At 63.1% G+C, this 16,394-nt stretch carries 17 protein-coding genes and 1 other RNA gene; 9 read left to right on the top strand and 9 right to left on the bottom strand.

What is annotated here, in order from left to right; all coding sequences use genetic code 11:
* Positions 1-3: 3 nt before the first annotated feature.
* A complete protein-coding gene (locus JXQ94_RS08675; RefSeq protein WP_421923373.1) occupies positions 4-378 on the bottom strand; it encodes a phosphoribosyl-ATP pyrophosphohydrolase in 375 nt (124 codons plus the stop codon).
* A 10-nt stretch (positions 379-388) separates the two neighbouring features.
* Positions 389-1,246: a thymidylate synthase gene (locus JXQ94_RS08680; protein WP_421923374.1), complete on the bottom strand. Its 858-nt coding sequence runs from the start codon at positions 1,244-1,246 to the stop codon at positions 389-391.
* Between the two features lie 385 nt (positions 1,247-1,631).
* Between JXQ94_RS08680 and JXQ94_RS08685 the strand changes: the two genes are divergently transcribed.
* The 3 genes from JXQ94_RS08685 to JXQ94_RS08695 all read left to right on the top strand — a co-directional run bounded on the left by JXQ94_RS08685 (position 1,632) and on the right by JXQ94_RS08695 (position 3,442).
* Positions 1,632-2,003 carry a VOC family protein gene (locus JXQ94_RS08685; RefSeq protein ID WP_421923375.1) on the top strand — a complete coding sequence of 124 codons (372 nt, stop codon included), beginning with the start codon at positions 1,632-1,634 and terminating at the stop codon, positions 2,001-2,003.
* Between the two features lie 443 nt (positions 2,004-2,446).
* Positions 2,447-2,680, top strand: a complete 234-nt coding sequence (locus tag JXQ94_RS08690; protein WP_421923376.1) for a hypothetical protein — start codon at positions 2,447-2,449, stop codon at positions 2,678-2,680.
* A gap of 342 nt (positions 2,681-3,022) precedes the next feature.
* A complete protein-coding gene (locus JXQ94_RS08695) occupies positions 3,023-3,442 on the top strand; it encodes a hypothetical protein (protein ID WP_421923377.1) in 420 nt (139 codons plus the stop codon).
* A 275-nt stretch (positions 3,443-3,717) separates the two neighbouring features.
* Here the strand turns inward: JXQ94_RS08695 and JXQ94_RS08700 are convergent, their stop codons facing one another.
* Together JXQ94_RS08700 and JXQ94_RS08705 are read right to left on the bottom strand one after the other, a co-directional pair.
* Positions 3,718-4,032, bottom strand: a complete 315-nt coding sequence (locus JXQ94_RS08700) for a helix-turn-helix domain-containing protein (protein ID WP_421923378.1) — start codon at positions 4,030-4,032, stop codon at positions 3,718-3,720.
* Positions 4,033-4,413: 381 nt separating this feature from the next.
* Positions 4,414-4,998 carry a thymidine kinase gene (locus tag JXQ94_RS08705; RefSeq protein ID WP_421923379.1) on the bottom strand — a complete coding sequence of 195 codons (585 nt, stop codon included), beginning with the start codon at positions 4,996-4,998 and terminating at the stop codon, positions 4,414-4,416.
* Between the two features lie 131 nt (positions 4,999-5,129).
* On the opposite strand from JXQ94_RS08705, the gene JXQ94_RS08710 reads away from it, so the two are divergent.
* Positions 5,130-6,188: a DUF3667 domain-containing protein gene (locus JXQ94_RS08710; RefSeq protein WP_421923380.1), complete on the top strand. Its 1,059-nt coding sequence runs from the start codon at positions 5,130-5,132 to the stop codon at positions 6,186-6,188.
* Between the two features lie 4 nt (positions 6,189-6,192).
* Here the strand turns inward: JXQ94_RS08710 and JXQ94_RS08715 are convergent, their stop codons facing one another.
* Positions 6,193-7,680, bottom strand: coding sequence for a methyl-accepting chemotaxis protein (locus JXQ94_RS08715; RefSeq protein WP_421923381.1), 1,488 nt, complete (start codon positions 7,678-7,680; stop codon positions 6,193-6,195).
* Positions 7,681-7,959: 279 nt separating this feature from the next.
* On the opposite strand from JXQ94_RS08715, the gene ssrA reads away from it, so the two are divergent.
* The 4 genes from ssrA (at position 7,960) to JXQ94_RS08735 (ending at position 10,851) form a co-directional block, all read left to right on the top strand.
* Positions 7,960-8,317, top strand: a transfer-messenger RNA (tmRNA) gene (gene ssrA / locus JXQ94_RS08720).
* A 334-nt stretch (positions 8,318-8,651) separates the two neighbouring features.
* On the top strand, positions 8,652-9,143 hold the full coding sequence (locus JXQ94_RS08725) for an SspB family protein (RefSeq protein WP_295693771.1): 492 nt from the start codon (positions 8,652-8,654) through the stop codon (positions 9,141-9,143).
* Positions 9,140-9,637: a PaaI family thioesterase gene (locus JXQ94_RS08730; RefSeq protein ID WP_421923382.1), complete on the top strand. Its 498-nt coding sequence runs from the start codon at positions 9,140-9,142 to the stop codon at positions 9,635-9,637. Before JXQ94_RS08725 ends, JXQ94_RS08730 begins: the two co-directional genes overlap by 4 nt.
* Entirely contained in the window at positions 9,634-10,851 is a 1,218-nt protein-coding gene (locus JXQ94_RS08735) for an MFS transporter (RefSeq protein WP_421923383.1), read from the top strand. Before JXQ94_RS08730 ends, JXQ94_RS08735 begins: the two co-directional genes overlap by 4 nt.
* Here the strand turns inward: JXQ94_RS08735 and JXQ94_RS08740 are convergent, their stop codons facing one another.
* Positions 10,852-11,541, bottom strand: a complete 690-nt coding sequence (locus JXQ94_RS08740) for a hypothetical protein (RefSeq protein WP_421923384.1) — start codon at positions 11,539-11,541, stop codon at positions 10,852-10,854.
* Positions 11,542-11,592: 51 nt separating this feature from the next.
* The gene (locus JXQ94_RS08745; RefSeq protein ID WP_421923385.1) at positions 11,593-11,931 is read right to left on the bottom strand and encodes a RusA family crossover junction endodeoxyribonuclease; all 339 of its coding nucleotides are present in this window, start codon (positions 11,929-11,931) and stop codon (positions 11,593-11,595) included.
* Positions 11,932-12,103: 172 nt separating this feature from the next.
* Here JXQ94_RS08745 and fumC point away from each other — a divergent pair, with 172 nt between their 5' ends.
* Complete coding sequence (gene fumC, locus JXQ94_RS08750) at positions 12,104-13,498, top strand: class II fumarate hydratase (protein ID WP_421923386.1); 1,395 nt, start codon at positions 12,104-12,106, stop codon at positions 13,496-13,498.
* Between the two features lie 72 nt (positions 13,499-13,570).
* On the opposite strand, the gene JXQ94_RS08755 is transcribed toward fumC, so the two are convergent.
* Positions 13,571-14,965, bottom strand: a complete 1,395-nt coding sequence (locus tag JXQ94_RS08755; protein WP_421923387.1) for a serine hydrolase domain-containing protein — start codon at positions 14,963-14,965, stop codon at positions 13,571-13,573.
* Complete coding sequence (locus JXQ94_RS08760) at positions 14,958-16,394, bottom strand: hypothetical protein (RefSeq protein WP_421923389.1); 1,437 nt, start codon at positions 16,392-16,394, stop codon at positions 14,958-14,960. Before JXQ94_RS08760 ends, JXQ94_RS08755 begins: the two co-directional genes overlap by 8 nt.

A 16,394-nucleotide genomic window follows, 5' to 3' on the forward strand; every position in this document is an offset into this window, starting at 1 on the left:
GGTTCAGCCCTCCCCGGTCTCGCCGGCCGGACGGGTCGCGCCCGCCTCGCCCGGCTCCAGAACCGCGCTGTCACGATCAAGCCAGTGCAGCCATTTGCGTTGCATGGCGGCGTCCAGGTCGATGCCTTCCGCTTTCGCCATGATCAACAGCATGCCCAGCGCATCGGCCATTTCCAGGGCCAGCTGTTCACGCGCCGCCGCGTCGGCGGGACGGCGGGTGCGGCCGGTGGTGGTGAGATAGGCCTGGGTCAGCTCGCCGATTTCTTCCTGCAGTTTCAGGAGCGGCCAGTCGCCGGCGCGGTCAATGTCGTAATGCGCGGCATAAATATCGGAGACCCGGACAATCCTGTCGGCCAGTGCGTCGAGCGGTCCGGACATGCCCCGCCCCTCAGACGGCAACCGGGGCGGTGATGCGCGGATGCGGGTCATACCCCTCCAGCGCGATATCCTCATATTCGAAAGCGAAGAGATCCTGCGCGTCCGGATTGAGCTTCAGCTGCGGCAGGGCGCGCGGCGCGCGAGAGAGCTGCTCGCGGACCTGGTCCATATGGTTGGAATAGATATGGGCGTCGCCAAAGGTGTGGATGTATTCGCCCGGCTCGAGCCCGCACACCTGCGCCACCATCGCCGTCAGCAGCGCATAGGAGGCAATATTGAACGGCACGCCCAGGAACATGTCGGCCGAGCGCTGGTAGAGCTGGCAGCTCAGTTTTCCGTTCGCGACGTTGAACTGATAGAGCGTATGGCAGGGCGGCAGCGCCATATTGGGCACATCGGCCGGGTTCCAGCCCGACACGATCAGCCGGCGGGAGGCCGGATTGCTCTTGATCTGTTCGAGGATATTGGACAGCTGGTCGATCTCGGTGCCGTCCGGACCTTCCCAGCGCCGCCACTGCTTGCCATAGACCGGGCCGAGATCGCCGTTTTCATCGGCCCACTCATCCCAGATCTTGACCCCGCGCTCCTGCAGCCAGCGCACATTCGTCTCGCCACGCAGGAACCACAAAAGCTCGATCGCGATCGACTTGAAATGCACCTTTTTGGTGGTCAGCAGCGGGAAACCCTTGGAGAGGTCACAGCGCAGCTGGCGCCCGAAGACCGACATCGTCCCGACGCCGGTCCGGTCGGCCTGCTCGGCCCCGGTCTCGAGAATATCGCGCAGGAGGTCGAGATAGGCGCGCTCGACATCCGACCCGCCAGCCCCGGCCTGCGCCTGTGCAAAGGTTTCGCTGTCGATGACGGCCATGTCGCACTCCCGGTGATTCTCAGCCTCACAGCATGGCAGGGAAGCCCGGACGATTGAACCAGCCGGTCCAGATCAGCCGGGGAAAGGCACGGCAAGTAGTTGGCAGGCAAGCGGGAAAATTGGGTATTCAAGAGCGGGGACTTGGTGAGGCGCTTTTCTTCGCCTCACCGTGGCGAAGTGGGCCAGGGCCGGGGGCCGGGGCCCGCCCCCCCGGCCGATGGGGCCAAGCGGAACGAGGGGGAGCGGCCGCACTGCCTGCAATCAGCGACCTGCAATCAGCCACCCGGCTACGCCCCCCGTCCTGTCAGGAGAGGCCAAAACGGGACTCGCCCGGTCCCGGTTTTGGTGTAGGGTGACCGCCTCGGAACATAGAGGGAACACCACAATGCTTGGATATGTGACACTGGGAACCAATGACCTGGAGAAGGCCGCCGCCTTCTACGACAAGCTGTGCGCCGAATTCGGCGTCGGCCGGATGATGGGCGACGACAATTTCATCGCCTGGGGCAAGCCCGATGGCGGCGCCGGGATCGGCCTGACCAAACCCTTCAATGGCGAACCGGCCAGCGTCGGCAATGGCGTCATGGCCGCCTTCCAGGCCGACAGCAAGGAACAGGTCGACAAGGTCTACAAGATGGCCGTCGAGGAACTCGGCGCCCAATGCGAAGGCCCCGCCGGCCCCCGCGGCGAAGGCTTCTACGCCGGCTATTTCCGCGATCCGGACGGCAACAAGCTGAATGTGTTCACGATGGGCTGAGCCTGTCGGCAGATGGAAACGGACCGTCTCCCGCCTCGCGGGGGACGGTCCGGTGCTGCGAGCGCTGAAGTGGGAGGCACCTGCCTCCCTCTGCCCGGCAGCACTGACAGGTCGGCCACTGACAGGCCGGCCACTGACCCGTGCTCGACGGCTGGCAGGCGCGCGCACCCCGCGCAGCGCCGTTCATGGACCGCCTGTCAGCCAGCAGGCCGGATACGGCGGTCTCTCGGCAAGCGGTTTATGGTGGGGTTTGCGCCAGGCGCGGGGTGAGAAGGCACTCACGAAAAACGGTACGTGTCCCCGTTTATTATCGAAGAAATAACCGGGACAGGCACAATTAGTCCGGCCGAGCACTCAGACCAAAACCGCCGAGCCGACCGGCCAAGGATGACAGCGCGTGATCCTGCAAACTGTGTCTGTCCCGGTTTATCCTGCCTTGTCATATGAACGAGACGCCGGACGGGCTCACGGCGACGATCGATTATCTCGCAAGCCTACCAGATTGGGCGCGCTATCTGGCCGATGATCTGAGCCGGGAAGAAGAGGCAAGGTTAGGATACTTCACCGAAACGGGCTTCCCGATGGGCGCACCGGACTGGCTGTCGGCAATGGAAACCAAGTCGAGCCGAAACTTGCGCCCCAGGCCACGCGGGCGCCCAAGACTGGACACGGATTAAATGGTGTGTGCCCCTGTTTTTTCTGGTTGGGCGGATATTTCGAGTTTGCCATGAATGAGGGACAAACGATTGCGGTGAACGGCTTTAGACAGGCGGCTGGAGAACTATCCGGCCAAGTTACTGGCGCAGATCCATTGACCGCGCTTGGAATGGTATCTAATCGCGCAGGCGCTGTTATAAGTATACTCAATCTCATTCAGGTTACATCAAATGTAAATACTGTGGAGCGCGCTATTGAGGGGCGCCACTTGATGTCATTGGTACCCCAATATTTCGGCGACAGAGTGCATTGCGATATGCACGGAACGCTGTTGTTAATCATGTGCTGAATGGAGGTACATTGTGAAGGCTATTATTATTTCAATATTATTGATCTCGGCCCACAATAGAGGCGGGCAAGATTCCGATTCTTCTCCCACTTTGTCTGACTTAGTTGGAGAGTTTAATCTGCTTTATGGATTTCACACCTCAGCAGAGCCCTCTTTATCAGAGCTTCAGAATTTGCAATTCAGCAACTATTTGAGCTGGAAGTTTGTTCGCCTATTGGAGGTTGCCGAGCAAACAACTGAATTGGAACCCCATATGTCTATTTCGTTTTGCCGGATCGTGAGAGTTTCCGATCAAATCGTCGTTCCTGATTCTAGAAACGACATTAACGTTCACGCAACACTCGAGCATGTTTACCTAGCAAATAATTTGAATGATGAGGGTGGCGCACCTCAATACTGCTATGAGACAAGAGAATATTTTGACCTAGATTGATAACCTTTCTAAGGCTTCCATGCAAAGCGGCCAAATGACCAAGGCAGACACAATTAGTTCGCCCGGGAAGAACCGGGAAGAACCGGGGACACGTACCGGCTTTAACTAGTGCCCCACTTCCAGCGCGCCGCGGCGCTAACACCGCCATAAACCGCTTGCCGGGAGTGCGCCCGCGTCTTAGCCGATCAACCAGCGACCCGAGACTGCCCATTGAACGGGCCGGCCTCCCGCTCAATCTGATTGTCCAAGACGCGCCGTCCCAGCCAGGGGCCGACTTAACGACGTGCGCTGCGCCCTGCTTTGGCGACCAGTGCATGAGCCTCACTCAGGCCTGCCAGCATCCGCTCGACCCGATCACGCATGGGCGCTGTCGGCTCAATCCCTCTTTCCCAGCGCCCTATGGTCCTCTCCGAGACACCGATCTGCTGGCCAAGGCGGGCTTGGGACCACCCCTTCCTCGCGCGCCACTTGTAGATACGGTCCGCCAAGGTTCGATCGACCAGCCAGCCATCATGGCCAAGAAACTCGATGATCGCGGGATGATATTGGATGCGCGGTGCGTGCGCGCCGCGCTCCCACTGCCCCACCACATCGACACAAACGCCGAGCCGTCTGGCGGCCTCATCGAAGAAACCGGGACAGACACAATTACTCCCCCTTAATCCCCGCGCCCAGGCGCAAACCCATCCAAAAACCGCTTGCCGAGAAATCGCCGCATCCGCTTCTTCAGGTCAAGGGCCCGCAGGGCCGCCTCGCGGTTTCACCCTTGAGCTGAAGAAGCGGATACGGCCAGCTGGCTGACAAGCGATTTCTGATAAGCCCCGCACGGGGGCGCCACTGTTCCAGCGGCCGACAGGGAGCCCGTTGAACAAACGGGGACACATACCGTTTATCATCAGGGCCCCTCATCTCCTGCGTCCCCGGCGCGAGATGCGCCAAAGGGGACAGGTAGAATTAGCCTCCCCTTGCCCCTACCCCGCCAGCGCTTCGAAGAAATGCTTGCGGCAAAGTGAGACATAGTCGGATTTTTCAACGGCGACCTGTTCGCCCTCGGCGACGGCACTTCCGTCCGGCTGGCGGCGCAGATTCATGGTCGCCTTGCGGCCGCAATGGCACACGGTGCGGACCTCGCGCAAATGATCGGCGAGGGCCAGGAGTTCAGCCGAGCCGGGGAAGAGCGCGCCACGGAAGTCCGTGCGCAGGCCGTAGCACAGGACCGGCAGGCCGAGATCATCGACCACGCGGGCGAGGTCGCGGACCTGGCCGGCGGAGAGGAATTGCGCCTCGTCGAGAAAGACCGCCCCGAGCGGTCCGGCCTGCTGGCGGGCCTCGATGGCGGCAAACAGGTCGGTGCCGTCGGCATAGATATGCGCCGGAGCGCGCAGCCCGATGCGCGACTCGATCTGGCCCATCGCCTCGCCGGGCGTGGTGGCATGCAGGACCGAGGTCCACAGCATCACCTCCATGCCACGCTCGCCGTAATTATGCGCCGCCTGCAGGAGGATGGCCGACTTGCCGGCATTCATCGCGGAATAGTTGAAGTAGAGCTTGGACATCGCCGATCCCTAGCGCGATTCCGCGCCCCTCACAGACAGGCTTGCAGGGCCCCGCCTGACTTCCCGCCTGAAGTCCCGCCCGATTGCCGCGGCGGCCAGGACAGGGTCAAATGGCACCAAGGGAGACGGACATGGGATCGCAGGACGACATATCGGGCCACGCGCCGCGCTGTGCCAATTGCGGCGCAGCGCTGGAGGGGCCGTTTTGTGGCCAGTGCGGTCAGTCAATCGAGGAGATCCGGCGCCCGGCGTGGGCGCTGATCACCGACTTCACCGGCGACGTGTTTGTCTGGGATGGCCGCTTCCTGTCGACCCTGCGCGCGCTACTGCGCGGCCCCGGCCGGCTCGCCCGGTCCTATGCCGATGGCCAGCGGGCGCGCTGGACGCCGCCGATCCGGCTCTACCTGCTGGTCAGCCTGGCCTTCTTCGCCGCCATGAGCCTGGCCGGAGTGCGGCCGATTGCCGTGGACCTGTCACCCGATGCTGACACGATCCGCAGCCAGAGCGCCGGGGACATCGCGGCCCGACAGGCAAGCATTGCGGCCTACGCCGCAACGTATGCGCCTGACAGCGCGCCCATGAGCTGCGGCGTCCTGCCCGGGTCCGACGAGATCACCGCAGACGGGCGCCTCGTCTTCGCGCGGGACACGGACATAGCGATCACACCCATGCGATGGGGGCAAGCGCCCGAGGCCCGTGTCATCGATGACGCGACGCAGGCCTGCCTGGAAGGGGACATCCAGGCACTCGGCCTGTCCAGCGCCTTCGCAGACCTTGTGATCACAGCCCTCCGCGACCCGGCCGGGTTCGAGGCCCGCGCGTCAGCGGCAGCGGCCCAGGCCCTGGTCCTGATGGTTGTGGCCCTGGCCCTGCTCAACCTCCTGCTCCACCCGCGGCGAACCCTGATCGAGCATGTGATCCTGTCGCTGTATTTCCATGCCCTGCTCTTGCCCGGCTATGCCGGCGTGCTGCTGCTCGGCTATCTGGCGGCCGGGATATCGGCGGCGATTGGCCTTCCCCTGGCCGTGGCGGCCATCATCGCCGTGGCTGGGCTGATCTGGATATCGGACCGGCAATTCTACGGATCGAGCTGGTATGGCGCCTTGCTGCGCCTGCCGATCCAGCTGGCCGGATATTCCGCCGCGATCACCGCCGCGATCTTCGCGCTGATGTTTCTCCCACTGCTCTGACGGCTCAGGCTGCCTTGTCGCTGAGCGACTGGGCCGCGACAGCGATCTCGTCCGCCGAGACCTGAAGCTCTTCATTGCCGCGGGCGATGTCGGTGACCGCTTCGGAGACCCGCGACACATCCGCTGACGCCTCGCCCATATTGCGGCTGATGTCCTGCGTGACCGCGACCTGCTCCTCGACGGCCGCCGAAATGCCGGCCGCGATTTCCTCGATCTGGCCGATGACGCCACCGATCCGGCCGATCGCCTCGACCGCCCCGACCGTATTGTCCTGCACGGCCGTGATCTGCTTGGTGATGTTCTCGATGGCGTTGGCGGTCTGGCCGGCGAGGTTCTTGACCTCCGAGGCCACGACGGCAAACCCCTTGCCCGCTTCGCCCGCGCGTGCGGCTTCGATGGTGGCATTGAGGGCGAGCAGATTGGTCTGTTCGGCGATCGAATTGATCAGCTCGACCACCTGGCCGATCGACTGGGCCGCGGTCGACAGGGTGTCGATCACCGCCGCGGTTTCCCGCGTCTCATTGACCGCCTGCTTGGCAACGTCGACGGCACCGGTGACCTGATGACCGACTTCCTGGAAGGAGGCCGACAATTCCTCGGCGGCCGCGGCCACGCTCTGCACCATCTGAGCCGCCTTGCCGGAGGCGTTCGAGGCCTCGCTGGTTTTCTGGCCGGCGGTCGCGATGTTCCGGGAGACCGTATCAAGGCCACGCCCGACCTGTTGACGCACCTGGTCGCGGTGCTGGCGCGCCTTCACCGCCGCGGTGACGTCGATGGCCAGCTTGATGACGCTGACCGGATTGCCGGCGAGATCGAAGACCGGGTTATACGTGGCTTGCAGCCAGATCTCGGAACCGTCCTTGCGAAAACGCTGATACTCGCCGCTATGGAAATGCCCGCCCCGGAGCTTCTCCCAGAAAGCGCGATAGTCGGGCGATTTTACATAATCGGGACTACAAAATGCCGAGTGGTGACGGCCCTCAACCTCACGCGGGTCATACCCCATGGCTTCGCCGAAGATCGGGTTCGCGGCGAGCACATTGCCCTGCATGTCAAAGCGGATCATCGCCTGCGACCGCTCGATGGCCTCCATGGCGCTTTGATACTTGAACCGGCTGACCCGGCGCTCCGTGATGTCCGAGGCCAGCTTGATGATGCGTGACACCTTTCCCGAACCATCGAGAACCGGATTGTAGGTCGCCTGGATCCAGACCGTCTCGCCATCCTTGCGAGTCCGCCGAAACTCCTCGGAGTGGAACTTGCCGCCGCGCAGCTCGCTCCAGAACTGGGTGTATGCGGCGCTGCCTGCGTCTTCATCCGCGACGAAAATCCGGTGCTTTCGCCCGACAAGCTCGTCGGGCTGATAGCCCAGGATGTCACAAAAATTCGCGTTCGCCTCGATGATCGTTCCATCGGGCTTGAAGCTGATGATCGCGTAGGATTTCTGGAGCGCGTCCAGCGTGGAGCGACCCAGAGAACTGAAAAGCTGCATGGTAATCTTCCTTGTTCAGTAAGCCGACGCGTTGCCGAACAAGGCCGCGCCCGTTAACCAAACGCTGCACCCAAATGTAAAACGCGGAATTAACATTCGCTTTATTCTTACATCGCGCACATTTTATTCGCATACAGGGCTTGAATATCAAAATTTTCAATAACAGACTCTTCCGCGAGAAAAATCTTCGAAACTCCATTGGTGACTGCACAAGCAATACAGTCCCCGACAACCTCGCCCGCATGCCCGGACAGGCAGGCCGACGATCCGCTGGGCTTGCCCCTTCAATCCGCCACAATCGTCACCTATATTGATGATGTCGGCTTGCCGACTATGGCGATAAACGCGCTTGTAATAACCGGACCGGACCCGGGGGCAGTACCCGGCGGCTCCACCATAACTGTTCTGCGTTGGCGGACATGCCTGGGGCCGAAACAGGATCGACGGACGGGTAAAGAAGATGGCTTTCGCCGGGGTGAGGCCCCTTACAGGCTCATTTTCAGAGTTGCCAACGACAACTTTGCTGAAGAGGTCGCTCTCGCTGCGTAGTCAGCGCGGGTAATCTCGCACTAAACTCCTATACCCTTTAGCCGGTATAGGCGGGGCCCGGAGGCGCCTGGCAACAGAAGCCTCCACTTTCACCCAAGCTGACGGATTCACTGGGGAAAAGGGCGCGCTCATTTTCCCGGCACGTCGGGTTCACGGATCTGGCGCCAGCAGGCTTCGTGAGCTTTCGACCGCGCCGGGCCGGTGCGGTTCGCCTGTCGCCGGGCCTGCATCCGTCCCGGTGCCGACGGTCGAGCGGGCGCAGGGTCCCGCCTGCGCAGACGCCCGTCCGACCCATTGCCCTGCGGCCAGCAGGCCGGGCTCGCACCGACAGCCCTGTCGCCATGTGCAATGGGGCAGTCCTTCCTCGTTGACCTGCTTGAGCCTTGGAGTACCCTTTGCCGGGATTTCGGGGGGAGTATGACATGGCCAAAGATCTGATGCGCTATGACCTTATGGCGCAGGACGCGCTTCGCGGTGTTGTGCGCCAGGCCCTGCTCAAGGCGCAGGCGCCCGAAGGCCTGCCCGGTCCCCACCATTTCTACATCACTTTCCGCACCACGGCGCCGGGCGTCGATATCGACCCGACCCTGCTGGAAAAATACCCGGAAGAGATGACGATCGTGCTGGAGCACCAATTCTGGGACCTCAGCGTCACCGAGACCGGTTTCGAGGTCACGCTGAAATTCTCCGGCGTGCCGAAATATCTCAAAATGCCCTATTCCGCGATTTCGCGCTTCCACGACCCCAGCGTCGGCTTTCATCTCCAGTTCGAGCATGAAGGCAGTGAGGACGAGGCCAGCTTCCCGGATGATGATCCCAAGCCGAGCAAGGGCAAGACCGGGACCGATAATGGCAGCGCCGACAAGGGTGATACCGCCCAGGTGGTCAGCCTCGACAGTTTCCGCAAGAAGTGAGTGGGCGCGCGCATCTGCTGGCACCTGATCTGGCTGGTGGACCGCCGCCGGAGCCGCTGAGCGACGACGAGATACGCGACCGGCTTGACCTGCGCGGCTCACGACCGACCGTCTCGACCCTGCTCGGGTTCGAACTGATCGATTTTTCGGTCGAGGAGCGCTGGATCGATGCGCGCTTCAACCCCACACCACAACTGGCCAATCTCCGCGGCAGTGTGCAGGGCGGCATTATCACCGCGATGATGGACGAGGTCATGTCACTGTCCGTGCTGGTTGCCGAGCGTTTCACCTGCGGCGTCCCGACACTGGAGATCAAGACCAGCTATTTCGATCCACTGCCGGTCGAACCCTGCCGCGCGCGCGGTCAGGCAACACGGATCGGCGGACGGGTGGCCTTCATGGAAGGCACGATCTGGACGCCATCCGGCTCGATCGCGGCGCGCACCAGCGCCACCTGCCAGGTTCGTCGGGTCAAGCCAGCCACCAAGCCGTGACCGCTGCCCGGGCCCTGACCGGCAAGACCACCGCCCTCATCCTGATCGCGGCCTCACAAGTGCTGGCCCTGTCGATCTGGTTTGCCGGTGCCGCAGCCCTGCCCGCCCTGGTCGCATCCGGAGATGTCGGCCCGGTTCGCCAGGCAGCCCTGACCAGCAGTGTCCAGCTCGGCTTCGTCATCGGAGCCCTGACCAGCGCACTGACCGGTCTTGCCGACCGCTTCACGCCGCAACGCCTCTTCGCGTTCGGCGCGGTGATGGCTGCGCTGGCCAATCTGCTGGCGCTGCAGCTGGAACCGGGCGGACTCGCCATGATCGCCAGCCGCGCCCTGGCCGGCGGCGCCCTTGCCCTGGTCTATCCGGTCGGGATGAAGCTGGCGGCGAGCTGGGCACGGGGCGATGCCGGATTTCTCGTCGGCCTTCTGGTCGGGGCGCTGACCCTTGGCTCGGCCCTGCCCTTTGCCTTCAACCTGGCCGGACAGGTCAGCGACTGGACCCTGCCTTTCGCCGCCTCGGCGGTCGCCGCCCTTCTGGCTGCCGGGCTGATCCTGTTTGCGCGCGGAGGGCCGGGCCTGCGCCCGGCAGCGCATTTCGATCCGGGCGCTGTCTCGATGGCATTTCGTGACCCGGCCCTGCGCCTGACCAATCTGGGCTATCTCGGGCACATGTGGGAGCTCTATGCGATGTGGGCCTGGATCGGCCCCTTTGCCCATGCCTACTGGCAACGCCTCGACGGTGCCGCGCGGCTGGGGGATCTCACGGCCTTCGCCGTCGTCGCCAGCGGCGCCCTGGCCTGCCTGGCGGCGGGCCGCCTTGCCGATCGCCTTGGGCGGACGCGCATCACCATGATTGCCTTGGCGATCTCTGGCAGTTGCGCGCTTCTGGCAGGACCGCTTTTTGGTAGCTCGCCCTGGCTGATGATCCCGGTCCTGATCATCTGGGGCATGGCTGTGATTGCCGACAGCGCCCAGTTTTCAGCCGCCATGACCGAACTTGCCCCGCCGGAACGCACCGGCACACTCCTGACCCTGCAGACCGCGATGGGGTTTGCCCTCACCGTGATCATGGTCCAGGCGCTCGGTCTCTGGATCAGCTGGGTTGGCTGGACCTGGGCTTTCGCCCCCTTGGCCATCGGCCCGGGGATCGGCGTGTGGGCCATGGCCCGCCTGCGCGCGCGGCCGGAGGCGGCACGGCTGGCGGGCGGCAATCGGTGATCAGTTGGCGGGCCAGGTCGATCCGTTGGCCATGGCCTGATCGAGCGATGGCGAGGCTGCGTCAACAACCCAGACCGTCCCGCCACCGCAATCATGGTCCGCAGCCAGGCGGTCTGCCATCTCGCGGGCAATCTCATTGGCGCCCGACACGGCGGTCGCATCGACAAATCCGACATGGCAGGAAGTCGGCGACCCGCCCGAACGCAGCGCGGTCACGATCAGGGTCTCCTGCCGCACCGCATCGCCGGTCTCGAAGGTGGCCGAGATATAGCGGTGAATGGTGGCGTAGGGCGCACCGTCAGCGAGGCGCCACTCGATCACCGTGTGAAACTGGCCGAAATTGCCGAGATAGCCGCCATACTGGCCGCGCACATCCGGGTCATTGCGATCACTGAACCGGCTGGTCTGGCCATGCTCGCTCGCTTCGGCAAACCAGCGCCAGCCCGCCACACCCTCGCAGGCCTCGACATAGGATACCTGCTCATCTTCGGAGACGAGCTCCTGACCGGTGCACTCGCCCCGCTCATCCGTATAGGAGAGCGTTGTTTCCGGTGCCGCCGCCGGTGTGACGCCGACCGTCTCATCCGGATTGTCCGCAGGGCCCTCGGCAGGGCCATTGCCCGACATCACATAAAGTCCGGCCACGCCCGCAGCCGCGACGACCAGCGCCGATACAAACATCTGTTTCATGTCACATCCCCCAACATTCAATCATAACCACACAGCAAGACTCATGTGGTGTCACGCATCTTCGAGAATTCGAACTTCTTTCATCGGGCGCGCCGTCACGGATATACGCGGACGCTCTCCCTCGATCTTGGTGACCAGAAGGCGCTCGACCTGGCTGTCATCATGGAAAACCACGCCGGTCAGCGCGTCGAGCACCGCCTTGGCAACATTGTCGACATCATGCGACGAAGTGGCCGACGCCCGCTCGATCTCGATACAGACTTCGTAAGGGCCCCATTTCGGTCGCGCCCGCTTGAATTCGAGTCGGAAAAACTCCCCGATCAGCGATTTGAAGCGCCGGGTCTGTGTCGTAACGGCATCGACACGCAAATTGAGTTCATCGCCAGACATGTGCGCCTGAACCTTCCTCTCGGGCGAGCGGCCCGCATCCTACCCGGTTTTGCGCCTTGCCCCCCGGCGATGCGCATCATCGTCTTGATCGTTCATGTGCGAGTGATACACGTTCGAATCAACCGTCACCATCATCGACCCGCGCCCATGGCGCTGCAAGGAGCCTCCCCTGATGAGCGAGATGCGCACCGAAACCGACAGCTTTGGCCCGCTTGAAGTCCCCTCCGAAAAACTCTTTGGCGCGCAGACCGCCCGCTCGCTGATCAACTTCCCGATCGGCACGGAGACGATGCCGGTTCCGCTGATCCGGGCCCTTGGCGTGGTCAAGCGTTCCGCCGCGCTCGCCAACAAGCAGCTGGGCAATATGGACGCGCGCGAGGCGGACGCGATTGCCGCCGCGGCGCTCGAGGTCGCCGAGGGCAAGTGGAATGAGCATTTCCCCTTGTCTGTCTGGCAAACCGGCTCGGGCACCCAGTCCAACATGAACACCAATGAAGTGGTCTCCAACCGCGCCATCCAGATGCTTGGCGGCGTGGTCGGCTCGAAGGATCCGATCCACCCGAATGACCATGTGAACCGGTCCCAGTCCTCGAACGACACCTTCCCGACCGCGATGCATATCGCCGCCGCCGAAGAGATCAGCCACGCCCTCCTGCCGGCCTTGCAGAAGCTGCATAATGCACTCAACGACAAGGCGAATGCCTTCAAGGACATCATCAAGATCGGCCGCACCCATTTGCAGGATGCGACCCCGCTGACCCTGGGCCAGGAATTCTCCGGCTATGTCGCCATGGTCGGCAATGCGATCCGTCGCATCGAGGCGGCCCTTCCGGCCCTCCTCGAACTGGCGCAAGGCGGCACGGCGGTCGGCACGGGTCTCAACACCCTGCCGGGCTTCGCGGAAACCTTCGCGGACGAAGTCGCGGCACTGACCAAGCTGAAATTCGTCACCGCCCCGAACAAGTTCGAGGCGCTGGCGACCAAGGACGCCCTGGTGGAGGCCCACGGCACGCTGAACTCGGCCGCCGTCTCCCTGTTCAAGATCGCCAATGATATCCGCCTTCTGGGCTCCGGTCCGCGCTCGGGTCTGGGGGAGCTTGCGCTGCCGGAAAACGAGCCGGGTTCGTCGATCATGCCTGGCAAGGTCAATCCGACCCAGTGCGAGGCGATGACCATGGTCTGCGCCCAGGTGATGGGGAATAACACCACGGTGAGCTTCGCCGGCAGCCAGGGCCATTTCGAACTCAATGTCTTCAAGCCGGTGATCATCTTCAACGTGCTGCAGTCGATCCGCCTGCTGGCCGATGCCGCGAACACCTTCACCGACAAGTGCGTGGTCGGCATCACCGCGCGTGAGGACAACATCACGGCGCTGATGGAACGCTCCTTGATGCTGGTGACCGCGCTCAATTCGACGATCGGCTATGACAACGCCACCATCGTCGCCAAAACCGCCCACAAGAACGGCACGACCTTGCGGGAAGAAGCGGTGAAGCTCGGCTTCGTCACCGGAGAACAGTTCGACGAAATCGTGCGTCCGGAAAAGATGATCGGCCCGAAGGCCTGATCCACATCACACCACCAACACACGAAAAAGGGGCGGCTCCACCGAGCCGCCCCCTTTTTTGTGTCATGAAGGCTATTGGATGCCTTGCCAGTATCGCCCCTTGAGCGGCGCGCCCGCGTCAGCCAGCGCCTCGATCGCCAGTTCAAGGCCGGAATAGCGCATCCCATCCGGCGAAAAGCTCATCTCGCCGCCGGCCATCAAGATCACAGCAATATCTCCGCTCTCGGGCCAGGCGATCGCGAAGGCCTGATAACCGGGATAGTTGATGCCCCAGTGCCAGAGCGCAGGAATATCTCCGGTCTCCACGGCGATACCCAAGCCCCAAGCGGTCTCGCCCTGGACAGGCACCAGGTCACCAAGCATTTGCACGAGTACCGGGTCATTCGTCTGCGTGACGGTGTCAAGGAAGGTAAGGTAGTCGCCAGCCGTGGTGCGCAGCCCGGCGGGCGCCAGGAAAATGGCGGGTCGTTCAACCATGTCCAATGGCGCCCTTGCGACGCCAACCACCAGCAAGAGTCCCAGCGGGAGAGCCGCGAGCCACCGCGCCGGGCGCGCCCTGCTGGCGATGAGCGCAAACCCGGTGAGGACCAGCAAGGCAAAGAGCCCGGCCGGAAGCCCGACGGTCCACAGATTGCGCAGGCCGGGCAGAGCGAGTGCCGCGAGTACGCCAGCGCCCGCGGCAAGCGTGGTTATGAGGGCGAGACATGCCGTCATGACGAGGCCGCGCTCAAGCCGCAACCCAGCGCTGATGCCGCCCAGGACCAAAGCCGAGGGGACAAAGACCATCGCCATACCCAAAAGCACGAAAGCCAGCACCATGCCTGCATCAACAGCGGGCAAGGCGAGATCAGACTCGGGGGCGGCGCCGAACCGGCTATCGGTCATGCCAAGCTCAGGCAGGACAACCGTGTTCATATGAGTGGCAAAATCAGTCCCGGTGACCGTCTCGATGACATCGGCCAGATAGATGAAGCCTTGGCCGGCATAGCGAAACGCGCCTGGCTGGCTGACCGGCTCCGGATCAAGGCCAAGCGCATTATCGAACCCGCCCGCATGATGGAGAATGTCGCGCAGGGTGAATGTGTAACCATTCTCCTCGATCAACGCATCGAGATCGATCCGGCCCTGTTGGGCCAGGCGCAACACGGCCCACGCGGTAACCGGCTTGGACAAGGAGGCCGCCTCGAAGACGGTCGCCGTGTCGATGCCCTCTCCCGCGACAGCGAGTTGAGGGGCGCCGCCATAGCCCTGCCGAAAAGCCATCGAGAGGGCGTGCACGCCGACATCATTGTGATTGTCATCAAGGAACTGCGCGGCGATGGCAGGTTCAAAACCTGCCGCCGGGCGGTCAAGATCCGGCGGCTCCCAGGGCAGCCGCATGATCAGAACAATGGCCAGAGAGGCGGCAACCACGAAGCCCAGGGCCAGTCGCAGAAAAGGATAGCCCTGACCGCGCACCCTACTCATCGCCCTGCTCGATGGCCCGGATCGCCTCCATCGCCGGGTCCCGGCCCGCGACATAAGCCTCCCAGCTCATCGGAGCCGGAATGTCGATATCGAGGTCATCCACAATGACCGGGAAGATGTGCAGGCTGCCCCAGGGGCAGATGAAGGCGCCTTCGCACCCATTCTGAAGGTCATAATAGCCAGTCGAGTAGCGCGCCCGGAAACCGGAATTGGGCAGTGAATACCACCAGCCTTCGGCCCAGAATTGCAGGCGGTCCCCAATCGGTTCGCCGACGAGGCGGGTCTGTTCCGGCGCGGCTTCCTTGGCCATCGCCAGATTGACGATACCGGCCGAGAAGGTGCCGCCGCTGGTCAATAAATACACCCGCCCCTCCGGGCCGACGATATCACCCAGGCGCACCATGAGCGGCCGGGTGATGGTGAGGTCGCCACCGCCATTGAGACGCTGGTCGACAATGATGACTGACGGCGCGATTGCCGCGATTTCGTCACCCGCACGCCCGACGAAATCAGGCAGAGACTCGCCGCTCTCATCGGTCAGATTCTGTGAGATATTGACGTAGACCGCGTCCAGATCCGGCAGTGCTTCGAACCAATAGCCATGATCCGGATTGCTCAGATAGAGCGGGTCACCGGCCGGCTGCACACTCAGCCAGTCCTCGGTCTCGACCGAGGTCGGCATCACAAAGTCTGCGGAAAAGAAGCGGCGCGCGCCCTCCACCGGGTCGACCGCGGACAGCGCGATCGTGTCCACCCGACCATCATCGAAGCGCAAACGCAGGGTCGTATCGTCAATCCCGACGGCGGCGAGATAGGCCGGCGTCTCGAGAAGCAGCGGCACGAAACTGTGGAACCAGGCATCGACGCCGCCGAAGGACGGCCGGAACCGGGCCATCGCCTCTTCGACCGGCACATCCCCGATATGCGTCAGTTCGGCGCCCAGGAGCGCTTCATGGCCCGGCAGCGCGCGCAGAACCCGCAACTCGCCATCCATCCAATGCGTCCGGATCGGCAGGCGGGCGAAGGATTGGACCATGCGTGTTGCCGAGGCATTGGAATGCCCGTTGTCGATAATGGCCTGGATGCCCGCCAGGGCGAGCTGGAACTCGGCATCGGTGAGATCAGCCGCCTCGCGCTCCAACGCATCAACGGCAGCGTCAAAGCGCGCCTTCATGGCGTCGTCCATCGACCGTTCATTGCGACGTACATGATGGAAATGGCGCAGATCCTGGGCCCGCGCTTCGGCGATGCTTTCCGGTTCACCCTGGAAGATCGGGGGGATCGGGATCGGGTGGAAGGCGATGATCGTGGCAATGATCAGGAGGATATTCCGCCCCAGCCAGGCCAGCACCGCCGCAGCGGCCAGCCAGACATACCAGGGGATGAGACGGAAGGGTGCTGTCAGAAGACGGAGGGTTTGAGCCAGCAT

The organism is Maricaulis maris, from assembly GCF_049116555.1.
Taxonomy (GTDB): Bacteria; Pseudomonadota; Alphaproteobacteria; order Caulobacterales; family Maricaulaceae; genus Maricaulis; species Maricaulis maris_C.